This is a genomic window from Phytohabitans sp. LZ39, from assembly GCF_059359075.1.
Genome location: NZ_JCADBM010000005.1, coordinates 41,386 through 60,924, shown reverse-complemented (window position 1 = coordinate 60,924; position 19,539 = coordinate 41,386). Strand labels below are relative to the sequence as shown.

The 19,539-nt window shown below is 70.7% G+C and carries 10 protein-coding genes and 3 tRNA genes; 11 read left to right on the top strand and 2 right to left on the bottom strand.

Going from position 1 to position 19,539, the window contains the following annotated elements:
• Positions 1 to 162: 162 nt before the first annotated feature.
• Positions 163 to 561: a nuclear transport factor 2 family protein gene (locus tag AC5L36_RS11675; protein ID WP_441215473.1), complete on the bottom strand. Its 399-nt coding sequence runs from the start codon at positions 559 to 561 to the stop codon at positions 163 to 165.
• A gap of 112 nt (positions 562 to 673) precedes the next feature.
• Here AC5L36_RS11675 and AC5L36_RS11670 point away from each other — a divergent pair, with 112 nt between their 5' ends.
• The 7 genes from AC5L36_RS11670 (at position 674) to AC5L36_RS11640 (ending at position 9,057) form a co-directional block, all read left to right on the top strand.
• Positions 674 to 1,249, top strand: coding sequence for an RNA polymerase sigma factor (locus AC5L36_RS11670; RefSeq protein ID WP_441215472.1), 576 nt, complete (start codon positions 674 to 676; stop codon positions 1,247 to 1,249).
• A gap of 7 nt (positions 1,250 to 1,256) precedes the next feature.
• Entirely contained in the window at positions 1,257 to 2,507 is a 1,251-nt protein-coding gene (locus AC5L36_RS11665) for a CU044_5270 family protein (RefSeq protein ID WP_441215471.1), read from the top strand.
• Positions 2,508 to 2,511: 4 nt separating this feature from the next.
• Positions 2,512 to 5,745: a S8 family serine peptidase gene (locus tag AC5L36_RS11660; RefSeq protein ID WP_441215470.1), complete on the top strand. Its 3,234-nt coding sequence runs from the start codon at positions 2,512 to 2,514 to the stop codon at positions 5,743 to 5,745.
• Between the two features lie 129 nt (positions 5,746 to 5,874).
• The gene (locus AC5L36_RS11655) at positions 5,875 to 8,676 is read left to right on the top strand and encodes an AfsR/SARP family transcriptional regulator (RefSeq protein ID WP_441215469.1); all 2,802 of its coding nucleotides are present in this window, start codon (positions 5,875 to 5,877) and stop codon (positions 8,674 to 8,676) included.
• A gap of 151 nt (positions 8,677 to 8,827) precedes the next feature.
• A tRNA-Lys gene (locus tag AC5L36_RS11650) sits at positions 8,828 to 8,901 on the top strand.
• 8 nt (positions 8,902 to 8,909) lie between these two features.
• Positions 8,910 to 8,981, top strand: a tRNA-Arg gene (locus tag AC5L36_RS11645).
• Positions 8,982 to 8,984: 3 nt separating this feature from the next.
• Positions 8,985 to 9,057: transfer RNA gene (locus AC5L36_RS11640), tRNA-Arg, on the top strand.
• 49 nt (positions 9,058 to 9,106) lie between these two features.
• Here the strand turns inward: AC5L36_RS11640 and AC5L36_RS11635 are convergent.
• Positions 9,107 to 9,298 (bottom strand): MTH938/NDUFAF3 family protein, encoded by a 192-nt coding sequence (locus AC5L36_RS11635; RefSeq protein WP_441215468.1) that lies wholly within the window; start codon positions 9,296 to 9,298, stop codon positions 9,107 to 9,109.
• A gap of 240 nt (positions 9,299 to 9,538) precedes the next feature.
• On the opposite strand from AC5L36_RS11635, the gene AC5L36_RS11630 reads away from it, so the two are divergent.
• The 4 genes from AC5L36_RS11630 to AC5L36_RS11615 all read left to right on the top strand — a co-directional run bounded on the left by AC5L36_RS11630 (position 9,539) and on the right by AC5L36_RS11615 (position 19,539).
• Positions 9,539 to 10,558 (top strand): 5'-3' exonuclease, encoded by a 1,020-nt coding sequence (locus AC5L36_RS11630; protein ID WP_441215467.1) that lies wholly within the window; start codon positions 9,539 to 9,541, stop codon positions 10,556 to 10,558.
• 172 nt (positions 10,559 to 10,730) lie between these two features.
• Complete coding sequence (locus tag AC5L36_RS11625) at positions 10,731 to 11,228, top strand: YfbM family protein (protein WP_441215466.1); 498 nt, start codon at positions 10,731 to 10,733, stop codon at positions 11,226 to 11,228.
• 217 nt (positions 11,229 to 11,445) lie between these two features.
• Positions 11,446 to 12,648 carry a helix-turn-helix domain-containing protein gene (locus AC5L36_RS11620; protein ID WP_441215465.1) on the top strand — a complete coding sequence of 401 codons (1,203 nt, stop codon included), beginning with the start codon at positions 11,446 to 11,448 and terminating at the stop codon, positions 12,646 to 12,648.
• A gap of 384 nt (positions 12,649 to 13,032) precedes the next feature.
• The gene (locus tag AC5L36_RS11615) at positions 13,033 to 19,539 is read left to right on the top strand and encodes a LamG domain-containing protein (protein WP_441215464.1); all 6,507 of its coding nucleotides are present in this window, start codon (positions 13,033 to 13,035) and stop codon (positions 19,537 to 19,539) included.

Sequence of the window (19,539 nt, the reverse complement as noted above, 5' to 3'; positions counted from 1 at the left end):
AGGCATGCGGACCTCGCGACGGACAAATGGATCGAAGTACCGGCCAGCGTAGCGGCCGAAAAAGATCGGCGGACAGTGACGGTCGACTTGACGACTGAAGGCGGGCGCTGCCAGCGGACGCGCTGGGAGTAGCGCGATCTCAGTATGAGGTGTCCTGCGTTGTTACTTTCGCCAGGTGCCGGTCCAGTCGTAGAGCGGTGCGGTGGTCGCATACTCGCGGAGATAAGCGATCCGCGCACCAGCGAGCCTGGCGATCGAGGCTCCCTCGATGGTCGTGGCCTCACCTTGCCAGGTGCAGGAGAATATCCACTCGGCGATCAGGACGTCACCGGCGGCCGCTTGGGTGGTGATCTGCCAATCGCGCACCACACCGCCCGCGTCGAACCAGGCACGCATCCATTGTTCGACGCGCCGCTTGCCTCGGTAGACCGGTCCGTAACACTCGATGATCACGCACTCGTCGGCCAGCGTCTCCAATATGCCGGCTACGTCGTGGCGTCGCCAAGCGTCTATGTAGTCGGTGAGCTGGTCCACGGCCGGTTGAAGATGATCACGGGCCACACCGCGATGGTACTCAACGTGCCGCCGGGTCGCCGGGAATCACGCACCGCGTGAAGATCAACTGGCGGTGCGGCCAATCAGTCGTAAGGACGTGAGCGACGAAGGGAGCCGGATGGGTGCGCATGTGGCGGTCCAGGTGGACGAAGCCGAGTTGCTGGCGCGCTCACGCGCCGACCCGGAGTGCTTCGCCGAGCTGTTCGACCGTTACTTCGCGGCGTTGCACGGATACGCCGCGCGACGGCTCGGTGGCCCGGGAGGCGATGACGTGGCGGCCGAGACGTTCCTCGTCGCGTTCCGGCAGCGGGACAAGTTCGACCCCCGGCGGGGGACGGTCCGCGCCTGGCTGTACGGGATCGCGACGAACCTGATCCGCGAGCATCGGCGCGCGGAGGAGCGCGGCTACCGCGCCCATGCTCGGGCGGCCGCCGAGCCGGCGTACAACGTGGACCTCGACGGCGCCGACTCCCGCGTGACCGCGGAGGCCGCCCGCGACCGGCTCGTCGCCGCGCTGGCCGACCTGTCGGCGGGCGACCGGGACGTCCTTCTGCTGGTGGTCTGGGGCCAGCTGGCGCACGACGAAGTGGCAAGTGCGCTCGGCATCCCGGCGGGCACCGTCGGGTCCCGGCTGCACCGGGCCCGCAAGCGGCTGCGCGCCGCACTCGACGACGACAACCCGATGGAAAGGTGACGCTACCGTGGACGAACTTGACCTGCTTGCCGGCGCCCGGCCGGTAGACCCGCCGTCGACGCGAACGGTCGACGAGGCCCGGCGTCGCCTGACGCGGCAGATCTACGCCAAGCGCGCGTCGCGCTGGAGGACTCGCATCCTCGTGCCGGTCGCCGCCGGTGTCCTCGCGGTGTCCACCGGCATCGTGGTCGGAGCACACGTGCTGGGCTCGGCGCCGCCGCCCTCGCGCGGCGCGACGGACGGCCCGGGCGTTACGGACGCCGGGCCGATCGAGGCGGACAACCGGTCGGCGCGGGAGTTGCTGCTGACCGCCGCCGAACAGACGCTGAACGAGCCGGACCCCGGCTCCGGCAAGTTCTGGACATCCACGATCGAACACGGGTCGCTCATCCGGGTCGGCCGACCCGGCAACCGGTACGCCATCATGGGTGCGTACACCGAGACATGGTGGATCCCGGTCGTCGACCCGTACCGGGTGCTGGACCGCCGGTGGGCCGGCGGCGAGCCGGCCTCCGACGCTGACAAGGCGGCCTGGAAGAAGGCCGGCTCGCCGAGCAGCTGGCCGAAGGAGCCGCGGGCGGGCTGCCCGGTGGATCCGAAGAACGCGTACACCGCCGCACCGGCCACGGCCAGCACCGTCACGAAAGACACGGGGAAGGGCCCGCAGATCCAGTACCGGTACCCAAGCACGAGACCGTACGTGCCCAAGTTCTGGGTCCTCGGCGAAGACCTGACGGTCGACCAGGTCCGTGCCCTGCCGTCCGACCCGGCCGCGCTGAAGGCCTGGCTGATCGGCGTCATCAAGAAGCAGGACCTGCCGCACCGTACCGACGTCGAGCTCGGCGAAGCCATCTTCAACGGGGTGATGAACCTGCTCTTCCAGAACCCGATCACGCCGCAGGTGCGCTCGGCCGCGTACCAGGTGCTGGCCGGATTGGCGGGGGTGACGTCGCTCGGTGCGGTGAAGGACGCCAAGGGGCGCGACGGTGTCGCCGTGGCCATCACCACCAACGACACGGTCGACGAGCAGATGGCCGACTCCGGCGGGCCGTACCAGGTCAGCCTGGTCTTCAACCCCGACAGTGGACAGACGCTCGCGGAGGTCATCCGGGCGATGAAACCGGCCGCCGAGATGGCATGGGTGCCGAAGGGCGCGGTGATCGGGTACCGGGTGCTGGAGTCGACCCGCTGGACGGACGAGGAGCCGCCGGCGGCCAACGCCCCGGCCGCGGTCGCGTACGGCCCGGGGGAGTGCTGACGCGATGCGCCGATCATCTTCGCTGTACGCGGTGGGCCTGGTGCTCGCCGCGACGGCGCTGGTCGTGCCGCTACGGGAGGGCACCGTTGCCGCGGCCACGACCGGTTCGCCGGGGCAGCAGCGGTGGGTCACGCTCGTCACCGGCGACCGGGCGCTCGTGCGGGTGAACGGCGACGCTGTCCGGTTGGTGACGGTCGAGCCGGGCAAGGGGCGCTCGGGTATGTCGTTCCGGCACCGGAGCGAACACGGCGACGAGTACGTGGTGCCCGCCGACGCGGCGGCCCTGATCAAGACGAACCGGGTCGACCGGCGGCTGTTCGACGTCTCGCTGTTGGTGCGGTCCGGGTACGACGACCGGAGCCGGACCACGCTGCCGCTCGTCCTCAGTGGACAGGCCGCGGCCGGCGTACCGATCGCGAAGGCGCTCGCGAGCGTCAGCGGCGGGGCGACCGAGCTGAAGAAGGCCGACGCGGCCGGCTTCTGGCGGTCCGTCACGGCCGACCGGGCGAAGCGCCTGACTGCCGCCACGAGCCGGATCTGGCTGGACGGCAAGGTGCGGGCCGCACTCGACAAGAGCGTGCCGCGGATCGGCGCCCCGGAGGTGTGGAAGGCCGGCCACACCGGCAAGGGTGTCACGGTGGCGGTGCTGGACAGCGGCATCGACGCCGGGCACCCGGATCTGACCGGAGCTGTCGTGGAGGCGCGAGACTTCAGCGGCAGCCCGTATGGCGCAGTGGACAAGGTCGGCCACGGCACGCACGTCGCGGGCATCATCACCGGTAACGGCCGCAAGTACGTCGGCGTGGCGCCCGATGCGACGCTGCTGAACGGCAAGGTGCTCGACGACAACGGCTTCGGTATGGAGTCGTGGACCATCGCCGGCATGGAGTGGGCGGTCCAGCGGGGAGCCCAGGTGGTGAACATGAGCCTCGGCGGGCTGGTCGTCAACGGCGAGGACCCGATGGCCGAGGCCCTCGACCGGCTCTCCGACCAGTCCGGCACGCTGTTCGTGACGGCCGCGGGAAACTCCGGGCCGTACCCGGGATCCATCAGCACCCCGGGTACCGCCGACCGCGCGCTCACCGTCGGCGCGGTGGACCACACCGACTCGCTCGCCGACTTCTCCGGTCGTGGCCCGCGCGAGCGCGACGGGGGGCTCAAGCCCGACGTGACCGCGCCGGGCGTCGGCATCGTGTCCGCGCTCGCCCCGGGTTCGAGGATCGCCAATTCCGAACCGGTGGTGGACGATCACTACGTCGCGCTCTCCGGCACCTCGATGGCGACGCCGCACGCGGCCGGTGCGGCGGCGCTGCTGGCCGGCGAGCACCCAGGCTGGAAGGCGACCGAGTTGAAAGCCGCGCTGATGGGCACGGCGGTCCCACGCGACGGGGTCAGCCTCTACGCCCAGGGCGCGGGCCGCATCGACGTGGCCGCCGCCGCGAAGCACCCGGTTTTCGCCACCCCGTCCAGTGTGGACGCTGGGACGGCGAGGTGGCCGCACCATGACGACAAGCCGGTCGACAAGGCGCTCACCTACCACAACGACGGGGACGCGGCCCTGACGCTGCATCTGGAGGTCCTGATGAAGAACCCGTCCGGCGACGCTCCACCGGCCGGCATGTTCACCCTCTCGCCGGCCCACCTCACGGTACCGGCCCACGGCACGGCGACCGCCCACCTCGTCGCCGACACCCGGATCGACGCGCCGGACGGGCGGTACGAGGGGTTCGTCGTGGCGAGCGGTGGTGGCATGGTGGTTCGCACACCGGTCGGCCTCACGCGGGAGGTGGAGAGCTACGACGTGGGCGTGCGGGCGATCGGGCCCGACGGCGCCCCGGCCACCGAGCACTGGGCGAGCTTCGCCAACGTGGATACGAGGTTCGACGCGTCGACGGACGGCACGACCGTCCGGCTGCCGAAGGGCACCTACTTCGTGCTGGAATCGATCGCCGTGCCAACCGGGCCCGAGGACTACTCCTATGTGCTCGGTGCGGAGCCGGCGTACACGGTGGATGGTCCGAAGACGCTCACCATCGACGCGCGCCGGGCCAAGCCGATCGGGTTCGAGCTCGACCGGCCGGACGCCGCGCTCGCCGGAAGTGTGAACATCGGCTTCTTCCGGACCGTCGCCGGAAATACCGACAGCGACGAGACGATCGGCCCGCCGAGCAAATACGCGGTCATTCCGTCGCGGACGTCGGCGCCGCCCGGGCAGTTCACCTACCGGGTCGTCGCGGCGGCAGGCAAGGCGGACGGCAACGGCGGGTTCAGCGGTTCGCCATACGGGTACGTCATCGAGTGGAAGCACGACCGGAACGTGCCCGCCGACCTGAGTCCGCGTCTGCGAAACCGCGACTTCGCCCGGATCGAGCACACGTTCGGGGAGAGCGGGCCGGACCAGCAGACCTGGCTCGGGCCAGTTGGTCCACTCGCGAGGTCGGTCCGGATCACCCAGTTCGTCTCGCCCGGCCTGGAGATCTCGAACGGAGTCGGCCTGTTCCGCGAGGGCGACGCCGACCCGCACACTGTGTACTACTCGCTGCCGTCGACCTACCAGCGTGGCCAGGTCGCGCGGAAACAGTGGAACTACGGGGTGTTCGGGCCGGCCCTGGCCGCCCATCCGACGTACTCGCCATATCTGGTCCGGGACCGGAGCGTCATCTACGCCGGGATTCCGCTCTACGGCGATCGGTCCGCCGACCACATCGGCTTCAGCACGACCGACACCATGCGGCTCGCCCTGTCGAAGGACGGCGAACCGGTCGGCGAGTCCGCGCGCGACGCGGACATCTTCACCGTGCCGGACGACCCGGGAACGTACCGGCTCGAGGCCACCGCGACGCGGAGCAACTCCACGTACACGACCAGGCTCGCGGCGGCGTGGACGTTCACGTCGGCCAGGGCGGTCAACACGACGCTGCCGGTAATGGTGGTGCGGTTCGCGCCGCACCTGGACGACCACAACGCGGCGAAGGCGGGCAAGCGGTCGACGTATCCCGTTTTCGTCCAGCAGGGTGCCGGTGCCACGTACGGCAACCTCACGACGCTCACCGTCGAGGTGTCCTACGACGACGGTGTGACCTGGAAGGCGGCGCCGGTCAGCGGCACGGGCCTGGACCGGAAAGTCACCGTGTACCACCCGGCCGGAAAGGCGTTCGTGTCACTGCGGGCCACCGCGGCTGACGACCGCGGGACGTCCGTGACGCAAACCATCATCCGGGCCTACGGGCTGCGCTGAACAGACACGGGGCGGGCGGCCGAGGAGGGTCCCTCCACGGCCGCCCTTCGCGTTCGACGATCGTCGCCGCGCGGCGGGATCAGGGCCGGAGGGGATAGGGCCAGACCTTCTGTTTGCCCCAGTGCGTGGATGGACGACGATGTCGGAATGGACGTCGACTTCCGGATACTCGGCCCGGTCGAGCTTCGAGTCGGCGGGCGTCCCGTGCGCCTCGCCTCCCCGAAGGTACGCGTGCTGGCCGCCCGGCTGCTGCTCGACGCCGGTCGGCCAGTACCGATCCACGAACTCGCCGCGATGCTCTGGGGCGAAGACCAGCCCGAGCGGCCCCGCCGGGCGGTGCAGCTGTACGCGGCACGGCTGCGCTCGGCGCTCGCCGCCGTGCCAGACCGGCAGATCATGCGGACGGTGTCCGGCGCGTATGTCGTCGACGTCCCACCCGAGGTGATCGACCTCGGCCGGTTCCGGGCACACATGCGCGAGGCCGGGCGGGCCGCCGAGCGTGAAGACCGCGAGAGCGAGGCGGCCTCGATCGCGGCGGCGCTCGCGGAGTGGCGCGGAGAACCGCTCGCTGACGTCGAGTCGGACCAGTTGCGCGCCTGGGCCGTAGCCAGCCTGCGGGACGAGTGGTTCCAGGCCCTCGCCCGGCGCATCGACCTGGACCTCGACCGGAGGGCCACCGCTGAGGTCATCGGCGAGGTCCGCGAGCTCACCGGCAGGTACCCGCTGCACGAACGGTTCTGGGAGCAGCTCATGCAGGCCCTGGACGCGGCCGGGCGGCGGGCCGAGGCGCTCGACGCCTACCACGCGGCCCGCCGCCGGCTGTCGGAGGAGCTGGGGATCGAGCCCGGCGAAGAGCTGCGCCGGCTGCACCGCCGGATCCTGGACGGACGCTCCGGAAACGGTGACGCACCGGCGCCAGCGATCTACGAGCCCCCGGTGCCGCGCCAACTGCCCCCGGACGTACCCGGCTTCGTCGGCCGGGTCGAGGAGCTCGCCCGGCTCGACCGGTTGGCCGACGATCCGGCGCAACCGCGCACGGTGGTGGTCTCCGGGGCGCCCGGTGTGGGCAAGTCGACGCTCGCCGTCCGGTGGGCACGCCGAGTCAGCGATCGTTTCCTGGACGGGCAGCTCTGGGTCGACCTGCGGGGCAACGCCTCCGGTGAACCGGCGACGCCCGAGTACGCTCTGGCCCGGTCTCTTCGCGCGCTGGGGGTGCCCGGCGACCGGATCCCGTCCGACCGCGAGGAGCAGGCCGCGATGTACCGGTCGCTTCTCGACGGGCGGCGGATGCTCGTGGTGCTGGACAACGCCGGGTCGGCCGAGCAGGTCATGCCGCTGCTGCCGAGCGGGCCCGGCTGCGTGGCGGTGGTGACCAGCCGTAGCCAGCTCACCGGCCTGGTGGTGGCCGGCGCCCAGCCGATGACGCTCGACCTGCTCAGCCCGGCCGAGTCACGGCAGCTTCTGGCCGGGCGGATCGGCGCCCACCGCACCGAGGCCGAGCCCGCCGCGACCGACGAGATCATCAGCCGTTGCGCGCGGCTTCCCCTGGCGCTGGCGATCGTCGCGGCGCGAGCGGCAACCCATCCAGGGTTCGCCCTCGGCGCGTTCGCGCGGGAGCTGCGCACCCTCGACGCGTTCACCACCGGAAGCCCGGCAACCGACGTGCGCGCCGTGTTCTCGTCGTCGATGCGCGCGGTCAGCTCGGCCGCTGCGCGGTTGTTCCGCCTGCTCGGCCTGCATCCGGGACCGACGGTGAGCGTCGCCGCCGCGGCGAGCCTGGCCGGCGTCCCGGTACCGCTGGCCGGGCGGCTGGTGGCCGAACTGACCAGAGCGCACCTGCTCGCCGAGCCGGAACCCGGCCGGTACGCCATGCACGACCTTCTGCACGCCTGGGCCGTCGAACTCGCGCAGGCGGAGCCGCCGGGCGAGCGTCGGGCGCCACTGGAGCGGATGCTCGACCACTACCTGCACAGCGCGATGACGGCCGTCGGTGTCTACCGGCGGCTGCTGGTGCCGATCGACGTGGCGCGGCCGTGCTCCGGCGCGGTAGTGACCGACGTAGCCGATCCGGAACTCGCGGCGGCGTGGTACACAGTGGAGCATCCGGTGTTGATCGCGGCGGTCGAGGTCGCGGTGGCTCATGGGTTCGAGCGGCATGCGTGGCAGCTGGCGTGGGTGGTCGGCGGCTTCCTGGATCGGCACCGCCACGTGCACGACATCGAGCGGATCAGCCAGTCTGCGCTTGCCGCCGCCGCACGGCTGGGCGACCCGGTCGCGGAGGCGCACACGCTGGGCGGTCTGGCGACCGCGATGGCCTTGTCGAACCGCTATGACGAGGCGCTCGCGGTCCTGATCCGGGCCGCCGCACTGTTTGCCGATCTGGGCGACACGGTCAGCCAGGCCGGGGTGTACGTCAGTTTGGCGCAGGCGTACGGGCGGTTGGGGCGTGATGCCGAAGCGTTCGACTGGTCCGGGCGCGCCGTCGCGCTGTACCAGGAGGCCGGGCACGACCTCGGGTATGCCAACGCGCTGAACGCGGTGGCCTGGTTCGCGGCCAAGCTCGGCCGGCACAGGGAGACCCTCCGGTACGGCCGGCAGGCGATGCGGATGCTCCGCGCGCTTGGCGACGTCCGGGGCCAGGCCGGCATGCTCGACACGCTGGGCATCGCCCACCACCACCTCGGTGAGTGGCAGCTCGCGGAAAGCTGCTTTCAGCAGGCGGTAGTCATGTTCGAACGGCTGGAGATGCCGTACCACGTCGTCGATACGCTCGTCCACCTCGGCGACTGCAACGCCGCGGCCGGTGACACCGACGCCGCGCGGGCGGCCTGGCGGCGCGCGCTCGCCGCGGCCGGTAGTCAGGAGCACGAGGAGGTCGAACGGGTACGCGCCGCCCTGGCCCAGAGGTCCCCAGCACCGGCACAGCGCTAGGTGACTTGTGTTGCACGTGGCCCGGCCCGGCGGGCCGGACCACCGTTCGCTCGTGGCGCTGTAGGCGGGCCGGCGGGACCGATGGTTGAAACTCCACAGTGGACCGTGCCGGGGTCACACCCGAGAGTTCGATTCCCTCATCCTCCTCCATGCGCCGCTAGCTGAGTGGTTTAGCACCCGACTCTTAATCGGGGGAGCGGAGTTCGATCCTCCGGCGGCGTACCATCGAACACGCGGCACGTGCGCTGGATGCGCTTCTCGGCCTCCTAAGCTGAGTGTGCTGGGTTCGATTCCCAGGTGTCGCACCTCCCTCGGTAGCTCAATGGACAGAGCAGCGGGCTTCTACCCCGCCAGGTGCGGGTTCGACTCCCGCCCGAGGGTCGACGCCGGCCGCTCTTCCGCTGAGCTACCGGGGCGCCGGTGGCAACAGTCAGCAGGTCGAGTGGAAGAGCCCCGCGACGGTGACGCCGTCGGCGGCGAGGGCGTTGTAGACGCCAACGGCCTCGGTGGTCTCGGCGATGTGGACGGTGATCCCGCGCTGCTCCAGGAGGTCGAGGGTGCGTGGGTCGACCTGAGCGAGTGCTTGGGAACCGGATCTGTCGTCGACCGTGTGCGCGGCCATAGGCGCGAGCAGTTCCTCCGTGGGATGGCTGCTACGACACCTGAGGGCGGCCTCCAGCGAGCGACACTGACTGGTGATCCACTCACCGGCAGGTGGCGGGATGCCGGGCACGGTGCATCGGCAGCAACAACGGGTCGGACCGCGACCTCGACACCGCCTGTGCCGTGACGCGCTGTTACTACGCGAACCCGCTCAGACTCCGACCGCGTGTTGCCGCTGCTGGGGTTCTAAGCTGTTGGCGTGAGCGCTGCGGAGCCGCTGCTGCTTGTCGTCGACGGCAACAGCCTGCTGCACCGCGCGTACCACGCCGCGGCCACGGGGGAGTTGCGCGACAGCGAGGGGCGGGCGGTGTGGGCGCTCAAGGGTCTGGTCACGCATGTCGCCCACGCGGCGGCCCGGCTGCGTCCGGACGCGGTGCTGGTCGGCTTCGACTGTCCGGTGTCGTCGGCGAGGGCGGACGACTACGCCGGGTACAAGGCGCAACGGGCGGCCAAGCCGGCGGATCTGCGGGAGCAGCTGGACGTCGCGCCCGACCTGCTGCGCGCGGCCGGGTTGCCGGTGTTCGTCCCGGCTGGCTACGAGGCCGACGACGTTCTGGCCAGTTGCGCGGCGAAGGCTCGGGACGCCGGCTGGCGTACGGTCCTGGTCACCAGCGATCGCGACGCCTTCGCGCTGCTCGACGCGGGCACCTCGGTGCTGCGGATCCGCAACGGTGGCCGCGACGCCGCGGTGCTGATGAGGGCGGCCAGCTTGCCTGACGTGTGCGGGGTCGAGGCGTGGCAGTACCGCGACTTCGCCGCGTTGCGCGGCGATCCGTCCGACAACCTTCCCGGGGTGCCCGGCTTTGGGCCGGCGACCGCCGGCGACCTGCTCGCCGCGTTCGGGACGGTGGACGCGGCGTGGGCGGCGCTGGATGGTGGGAGGGTGGCTGAGGTGAGCGCGGCCGTGGGTGCACGGGCGGCCGAGCGGTTGGCCGAACCGGCCGCGCGCGAGTTGGTGGAGCGTAACCGCCGGTTGATGCGGATGCGTACCGACCTTCCGGTGCCCGATCTGGAAGGGATCCGGCTCCCACTTGAGTTTCCCCGGATGCGACGCGCGCTCGCCGGCCGGGGCATCCTGCTCGGCCCGTCGTTGTGGGCGCTGACCGGCGGCGCTCCTCCCGACGAGGTCGAGGACGCGCCGGCATGGGTACGCGTGGCGCTCCGTCCGCCGCGTTCCCGCCGGCCCAGCCCGACGCCGGGCCAGCTCACCCTCTTCTGACCGGCGGGAGCCGGCGGTGGCGCACCCGTCCAGCAGCCTGCCCAGAACCATTCCATAACCCGGCCCGCGCGGTCAGCATCCGCCCAGAACCTTCGGACAGCGGCAAGTTGGCGTGAGCCACGCACATTGAGAGGTCGTCCGCGCACCGCGGCCTTCGGTTATCCTGCGGCTCATGGCATGCCGAGGAATGTTCTTCGCCCTCACTGAGGAGCAGGAAGCCGCCCTGATGGCGACACGCGACGATGCCGAGGTTCGAGCCTTCGTCGAGGACGTCGAGATGGGTGACTGGGATGGTGAGCCGTTGGACTGTGAGACGGACAAGGCGTGGGACGCCATCCACCGCTGTTTGAGCGACGGGACGCTTGGGTCTGGCAGGCGTCTTTCGGCGCTCGATATGGCGGTGCTTGGCGGCGGCCAGCACTATGAGGGTGACGACTACGTCGTCGCGCACTTGCGGGCAGGTGAAGTCGCCCAGGTCGCGGCGGCCCTTGAGGCAGTAGACGAGGATTGGATGCGCCGGCGCTACGACCGGATCGATCCCACCGACTACCAGGGCTCGCTGAGCGATGAAGACTTCGGCTATACCTGGGGCTGGTTCAAGCGGGTACGCGACTTCTACCGCCAGGCAGCAGCCGCGAACCGCGCGGTCATCTTCACCGTCGACCAGTAGCCATGCCAGGGCTGCGGGACCATCCGCAGCCCTGGCCGGAGGAATGCACACTGCGGATCTTCCAGTACTCGATCTATCGCCGAGCGACGCGTGGCGAGTCACGACGCCGGCGGAGTGAGACACAAAGCGGGTAAGGGCCAGACGAGCTAACCCGTAAGCGTGAAGCGTCGAAGCCGTAGCACCGATTGTCTGGGCCGGGCCGGTATTCAGCGCAATCATGGTTGCGATGGACGACGAACATGTGGGCGCACGCTTACGGCGATGGCGTCACCGTCGGGGGTTGAGCCAGCGTGTGTTGGCCGAGCTGGCCGGGTTCAGCCAGGGCTACATCGCGCAGATAGAAAGGGGGTCGACGCCACTCGATCGATATGCGTCACAGGAGGCGATCGCCCGCGCATTGCAGATCTCGGTGCGTGAGCTGACCGGCCGCGAGAACGTCCCCGCGCGCTACCAGCCGGTCGATGACGCCTCCGTAGCGGTATTGAGGTCCGGCATCATCGCACTCTCGTATCCTCAGCTCGTCGTCGTCGTCGACGACGATCCAGGCTCGCGACCGCACACTCCCACCGCCGAACAACTCGATCAGCACTTCTATGCATGCCGATATGATGTTCTCGTACCGGCGCTCGGATCTGCCTTGACGCGTCTGGCGTACCGCTTACACGCTTGCGCGGATGACGAAAAGCGGCGGCTGCTGCGTGAGGCCGTGGAGATCTGTTCGACCGCCGCGTCGACGTGCATGCAGTTGGGGTATCCGGATCTGGCGTTGACGGTAGCCGAGTTGGCCGCCCGCACTGCGCGTGAGCACGGTGATCCACGCTCGCTGGGCCTCGCCAACTACGCTCGGCTCCGAGCCGTCGCCAGCGAGCCGGGCGCTATCCATGTGGCACGGGAGGGTGTCGAACTGCTGAGCGCGCACGTCGGCACAAGCGTCACCGCGGCGAGCACCTATGGCATGCATCATCTCGTCAGCGCCTGGATAGTGGCCGGTACCGGGCAGCGCGCCAAGGCTTTCGCGCATCTCGACGAGGCGAAAAGGGTCGCCGCCTACACGGGCGAATGTCCGGAGGGAAACTTCAACTTCGGCCCGACGAACGTCGACATCTGGCGGGTCGCCATCTTGGTAGCCCTCGAGGAGGGTTCGGCGGCCAAAGCCCCGACAGCAGCCGCTGGACTGGAGAGCATGTCGCGGCACCGCCGTGCGACGTACTTCATCGATCTCGCGCGGGCCCTGCTCCAGGGCAGGGGATCGGAAAGCGCGGCCGCCGCGGCGCTCTACCAGGCGGAAGCGATCGCACCGCAGCAGGTGTCCGTTTACGACGGGGGTCGCGCCGCCGCCCGAGAGCTGCTCTCCAGGCCACGGTTTGGTCGAGACGGTCGACTGCGAGGACTGGCCAAACGCCTGGGCGTACTCGATTAATTCCATTAATCGAATGACCGGAAACCGGATCTAGCATTTTCGGCATGAATAGAAATCCTGCCGGCACGTCCTTCCTCCTTACCGCATTGGACACGCTTCTTTTGTTCAGTGACGAAGCGTCCACTGTCGCGGCGATGCTGACCGCGGGATATGCGCTCCTCACGCGGCACTGGTTGCGCACCGGCGAGCCACGGGGCGCGACAGCGCCAGGTAAGCGGCGCGTAAGCGGCCTCTGTCACGCTCCGTGCCGTGCGCCTGACGTCCGATAAGCATGCCCTCCGCCGGGTCGTGGTCCCGGTTCTCCTTTTCGCGCTGGTGGCTTCGCTGCTCACCGTCGCGAGGTTGTCGTCGTCCCCGTCCCCGCGTCCGCCGGCAGGGCCGGTCGTGCGGGAGGCCGCGGACACCGCTACGGCGGTCCAGCTCGCGGTGGCGCAGCGGTCTTCCGTGCGGGTCGCCGAGCTGACCACGGAAACCCGGGTCGTGGACGCGAAGCCGGACGGCACGCTGACGGCGACGCTGGCTGCCCGCCCGGTGCGCGTGCGCAAGGGCGCGACGTGGCTCGACGTCGACACCACTCTGGTACGCCAGGCTGACGGTTCGATCGCGCCCCGGGCCACGCTGGGCGACTACGCGTTCTCCGGCGGGGGTGAGGGGACGCCGCTGGTGCGCTACGGGCGGGACGGCGCGCGGCTCGCGCTCAGCTGGCCGGGGCGGCTGCCGGCCCCGGTCGTCGACGGGCCGACCGTGACGTACCCGGAGGTGCTGCCCGGCGTCGACCTGACGCTCCGCGCCGAGGCCGACGGGTACGCCCACCACCTCGTGGTCAAGAACGCGACGGCGGCGAAGAATCCGGCCCTGCGCCGGATTCGGCTGGGCCTCACCACCAAGGGCGTGCGGGTCACCGCGACCCGGTCCGGCACGCTGGAGGCGCGGGACGCCAAGGGCAAGCCGGTGTTCGCCACGCCGCCGGCGCAGATGTGGGACGCCGCGGAGACGCCGCGCCGGGCGGCGGTGGGTGTGGCCGTCGAGCGGGGCACGCTCACCCTGACGCCGGACCGCGCGCTGCTGACCGGCGCGAAGACCGTGTACCCGGTGGTGATCGACCCGGACTGGCGCACGTACTGGAACGTCGGCTGGACGAAGGTCTTTTCCGGCGCGCCCGGCAGCACGCATTGGGGCGGCGGAAACGACGTCGACGGCTGGGCCAAGGTGGGCTACTGCGGTTGGGCGGGCTGCAACGGCATCGGCGCGACCCGCTCGTACTTCATGTTCGACACCGGGTTCCTGTCCGGCAAGCGGATCATCTCGGCGGGCTTCAACGCGACCATCGTGTACGGCCCGAGCTGCAACACCCGTAACCACCAGCTGTTCATGGCCAACGCCGGGATCGGTGGCGGCACCTCGTGGAACAACGCGCCGCAGGGTTGGCATGTGGGCACCTCCGGGGCCCAGAGCAACTACAGCGGCTGCGGGGGCAACAAGGGGATCGGCTTCAACGTGGCCGGCGCGTTGAACAGCGGCGGCATCTCCACGTACTTTCTCAAGGCGGAGGACGAGGGCGACGCGTACGCATGGCGCAAGTACGACGCGTACGCCACCCACGTCGTGGTGAACTACAACACCCGCCCGAACACGCCGTACGACATGGGCACCGACCCACCGCTGCGCGCGTGCCGGTGGTGCGACGGCACGCCGTACGCGGGCGACGAGTGGATCCGGCTCCAGAGTCGACTGTCCGATCCGGACAACGACCAGGTGAGGCCGATCTGGGACATCTACGGCGGCCCGTCGACCGACCACCGCGACTGGGGGCCGTGGCAGGGCTCGGGCGCGTTCTTCAGCACCGACCTGGACCTGCGCCAGCGGCACGGCCAGCACGTCACCTGGACGGTGTGGGCCAGCGACGGCCACGACGGCGGCCCGTGGGTGAACGGTCCCGGGTTCGTCGTCGACCGGGTCGGCGTGGACAAGCAGCCGAGCGTCTCCGCGCTGCTGTACAAGGACGACAATCGGTGGCACGGCGGTGTCGACGTGCCGGACACGTTCACGTTCGGCGCCAGCGGCGTCGAGGACATCGACCATTACCTGTACGGATGGCAGGATCCGCCGTCGACCAAGGTGGACGCGTCGGCGCTGGGCGGTCCGGCGAGCGTCACGCTTACACCGCCCGGTGACGGGCCGCGCGAGCTGTTCGTGCAGAGCGTCGACCGGGCCGGGCACCGCAGCCCGACGAAGGTGCACCGCGTCTACGTGCGGGCCGGGAGCGGACCGCTGGCGCAGTGGTCGCTGGACGGCAACACCAAGGACACCGCGTTTCTGGGCGACCGCGACGGCACGCTGGCCGGCGGCGCCACCTACCAGGCCGGCGCGGCGGGCATGGGACTGCGGGTCGACGCGGCGGCCGGCGGGCGGATGACCGCGCCCAACACACTGCGCACCGACACGAGCTTCTCCGTCTCCGCCTGGGTGAAGCTGGACAAGGTCGACGACAAGTGGCAGGGCGTGGTCCGGCAGAACGGCGCCAACCAGTGCGCTTTCTGCCTGCACTACGAGGGCGCGTACAAGCGCTTCGTTTTCGTCATGCCCTCGGAAGACGCGCTGAGCCCGTCGGCGTCCAGCTTCGTCCGCGCGCCGGCTGAGCCGGTGGCCGGGCAGTGGACCCACCTGGCCGGCGTGTACGACGCGCCCGCCAAGAAGGTCCGGCTGTACGTCGACGGCGTGCTGGTCGGCACCGCGGCACGCGACACGTCATGGCACGGCGCCGGGCCGCTGCTGGTCGGCAGCGCGCTCACCGGCATGGTCGACGAGGTGCGGATGTACGACCGGGTGCTGTCGGACACCGAGGTGCGCGCCGCGGTGAGCCAGGAGAACGTCCAGGTTGGACACTGGAAGCTCGACGACCAGGAGGGCACCACGGCCGCGAACGCCGTGCCGGGCGCGGAGTCGGCCGTGCTGCACGAGGGTGCCACCTTCGTGCGCGAGGGCCTGGTCAACGGCGCGGCGAAGTTCGACGGAGTCAAGGGCTTCGCCGCCACCACCGCACCGGCCGTGCGCACCGACCGCAGCTTCTCGGTGGCCGCGTGGGTGCGCGCGGACCGGCTCGCCGGTGACGGGCTCGCGACCACGTTCGTGAGCCAGGACGGTTGGTCCAACAGCGGGTTCCTGCTACAGCAGCGCGGCACGTCCTGGCAGTTCTCGATGCTGAACGAGGAGGCGGCCACGGCACATTGGCCGGGCTGGGCGGCATCGCCGGCCGGCACCGCCCAGCCGAACGTGCCGACCCATGTGGCGGGGGTGTACGACGCGGCGGCGAAGAAGATCCGCGTCTACGTCAACGGCGCGCTCGCCGGCGAGGGCGACGTCAACGGCGCCTGGAACGCCACCGGACCGCTCGTCATCGGCCGCGGCATGGTCGCCGGCAACCACGTGGACCAGTGGCCGGGACTCATCGACGAGGTCCGGGTGTACAGCCGACCGCTGTCCACCGACGAGATCGAGGGCATCGTGGGCCGCGAGGGCGTCCCGGCCGCCATGTGGCGGTTCGACGGCACGGCGCAGGACGCGTCGGCACGCGGGCAGCACGGTACGCTGCGCGGCGGTCCCGCCTGGGCGGCCGGCCAGTCCGCGTACCCGGACGCCGGCGACCTCGCGGTGCAGCTCGACGGCCAGGACGACCACGTCAGCGCGCCCGGCGTGCTGGACACCAGCCAGAGCTTCTCGGTGGCGGCGTGGGTGCGGCTCGACAAGCCGGGCAAGTGGTCGACGGTGGTTTCCCAGGACGGCGCCCGTGCCAGCTCCTTCCACCTACAGGCGATGGAGGACGGCCACTGGAGCTTCTTCGGGTCCACAGCGGACGAACCGGCGCCACCCGGCGATCGCGCGAAGAGCTCCGGCCTGGCCCAGCTCGGCGTGTGGACCCATCTGGTCGGCGTCTACCGCAAGCAGAGCAGACAGCTGGAGATCTACGTCAACGGCGTGCTGGCCGGCACCGCCGTCCACCAGTCGAACGTCAAGGCCAGCGGTGGACTCCAGATCGGGCGCTCCCGGTACGACAGCCGCGACGTCGACTTCTTCCCCGGAGCCGTCGACGACGTGAGCGTCTACGGGCGGCCGCTGTTCGCCGACGAGATCAAGGTCATGGCGGGCCGTGACCTCTCGCTGGCGCACAACTGGCGGCTGGACGAGACCAGCGGCACCAACGTCTCGGACGCCGTCGGCACCCGCGCCGCGAAAACCACCGGCGGGGCGAGCTTCGCGCCCGGCCGGGTCGGCAACGGCGTCGCGCTGGACGGTGTCACCGGCGCCGCCACGGCGACCGGCGTCGACGTCCGCACCGACCAGAACTTCACCGTGTCGGCGTGGGTGTACCTGCCGGACCGCAACTGCGACCTCAACGAGGTGGAGCGGTGCCGCATGGACGCGGTGGCCCTGGACGGCGGCGACGTCGGCTTCAGCAAGTTCCGGCTCGGGCACCTGGTGGACGACATCCAGCGCCCGGACGGGGCCTGGGTCTTCGAGATGCCGGAGCCGACGACCGGCAGGGTGACCAAGGCGGCGGTGACCACCGAGCCGACCGACGTCGACACGTGGGTGCACCTGACCGCTGTGTACAACGCCGACACCCGCAAGCTCTGGCTCTACGTCAACGGCTCCCGGATCGGTGACGGCACGCTGAACACACCGTGGAACGGGACCGGCGCGCTCCAGATTGGACGCGGCAAGGCCGCCGGCGCCCACACCGCGTACTGGAAGGGTCGCGTCGACGACGTGCGCGTCTACACCGGCGCCCTCAACGACGACCGGGTCAAGGGCCTCCACGGCTCGTATCCGGCGCAGATCGGGCCGGACAAGCTGCCGGCCGCCGACGCCGGGCACTGGAAGCTCGACGAGGGCAACGGCACCGCGGTCGCCGACGCCAGCAGCCGCGGGCTCCCGGCCACGCTCAAGGGCGGCACCGGCTGGATCGGCGGCCGCACCGGCGCCGCCGCCTGGCTGGACGGCTCCACCGGATACGCGGAGACCGCCGGGCCGGCGCTGGACACCGGACGCAGCTTCTCGGTCACCGCGTGGGCGTATCTCACCGCCGCCGGCAACGGCAACCGCACGGTGGTCGCACAGGACGGCGCCCACGTCAGCTCGTTCATGCTCCAGTACCACGCGGGCGCGAACAAATGGGCGGTCTGGATCCCGGAGACGGACACCAACATGCCTGGCGGGGTGCTGCTCACCTCCGCCAACGCCGCCGCGCCGGGCGGCTGGACGCACCTGGCCGCCGTGTACGACGCCGGCTCGCGCCAGCTCCGGTTGTACGTCAACGGCGTGCTCTCCGCGGCACAGGTGGGCGTCACGGCGTGGAACAGCACCGGCCCGCTCACCATCGGACGGTCCAAATGGGACGACAAGCCGGTGGACTTCTTCCCCCGCGGCATCGACGACGTCCGCGCGTACTCGCGAGCGCTCAGCGACGGCGAGGTGCGCAAGGTGCACGACGACGCGGCGTCGGTGGGCCTCAACCTGTGGCGCTTCGACGACGGGACCGGCCGTAACGACGACTGGCAGGACAACCCCCTGACCGCCACCGGAGGGTCGTCCTTCGGACCCGGTGTCACCGGGAAGGCGTTGCGGCTCGACGGCGTGAGCGGCGCGGCCACCGGCCGGCTCCCGGCCGTCGCCACCCGGGACAGCTACACGGTGTCCGCGTGGGCCAAGCTGTCCACCGGCGACCGGGCCGGCACGGTCGTGGCACAGGACGGCATGCGGATGAGCAGCTACTTCCTCCAGTACCGGCCGGGTCTGAAGCGTTGGGTGTTCGGCGCCCGCGCGCAGGACGCCGACGGCGCCGACATGGTCTACGCGGCCTCACCCCTGCCGGCGAAGGTCGGTGAGTGGACGCACCTGGCCGGCGTGTACGACTACGCGGCGCGGCAGCTCCGCCTGTACGTCAACGGCGAGCTGGCTTCGGTACGGGACGGCGTGGCGCTGTGGGTCGGCGACGGGATCGTGACCGTCGGCAGGAGCAAAGTGGACGGTGCACCGGCCGAGTTCTTCCCCGGCGACATCGACGAGGTGCACGCCGACCTCGGCATGGTGACCGACCAGAAGATCGCGCAGCGGGCCAGCTGGCCCAAGCCGATCGGCTACCAGCTCGGCAGCTACGTCAACGCCGCCGGCGACCACCACACCGCGTCGACCAGCGAGGAACCGCCGGCCGGCTACCACTTCGAGGCGACGCTCGGCGTGCTGGTGCCCTCGGAGCAGCCCAACACCCGGGTGCTCTACGCCTGCCGGTACGGCAACGACACCTTTACCTCGGTGTTCGCCGAATGCGAGGGTCAGACGTCGCTTGGTGCGATCGGCCGCGTGTACGCCCGCCAGCCGACGAACGTGCCCACGGTGGCCGTATACCGGTGCATGGGCCCGTCCGACCACTTCGAGTCGCTGCGTTCCGACTGCGCCGGCGCGACCGTGGAAGGCGTGCTCGGGTACACGCTCGCGTACGCGTCGCTGGCGCGCTACTACGGCCCGGCGTGGGACCACATCACCACCTACGACGGCAGTTCCGTGGTGCCGCCCGGTCACTGGCTGGAAGGGCCGACCGGTTGGGTGGCGCTGACCGCCCAGCCCGGCACCCAGACGCTGACGAGCTGTGTGGACGGTGATGACCAGTTCGTGTCGCTCGACCCCACGTGCGCGGGCAAGCGCGTGCAGTCCGGGCTCGGTCACATATGGACGGAGCCGCCGGACGGCGTGGCGAGCCGGCCGTTGTACGCCTGCCGCGTCAAGGGCGAGGCCTACACGTCGCTGCGGGAAGACTGCGAGGGCTATCAGATGGAGCACCGCCTCGGCTACGCGCTCATCGCGTTCCCGAACGAAGAGCCGGTCTTCGAGTGA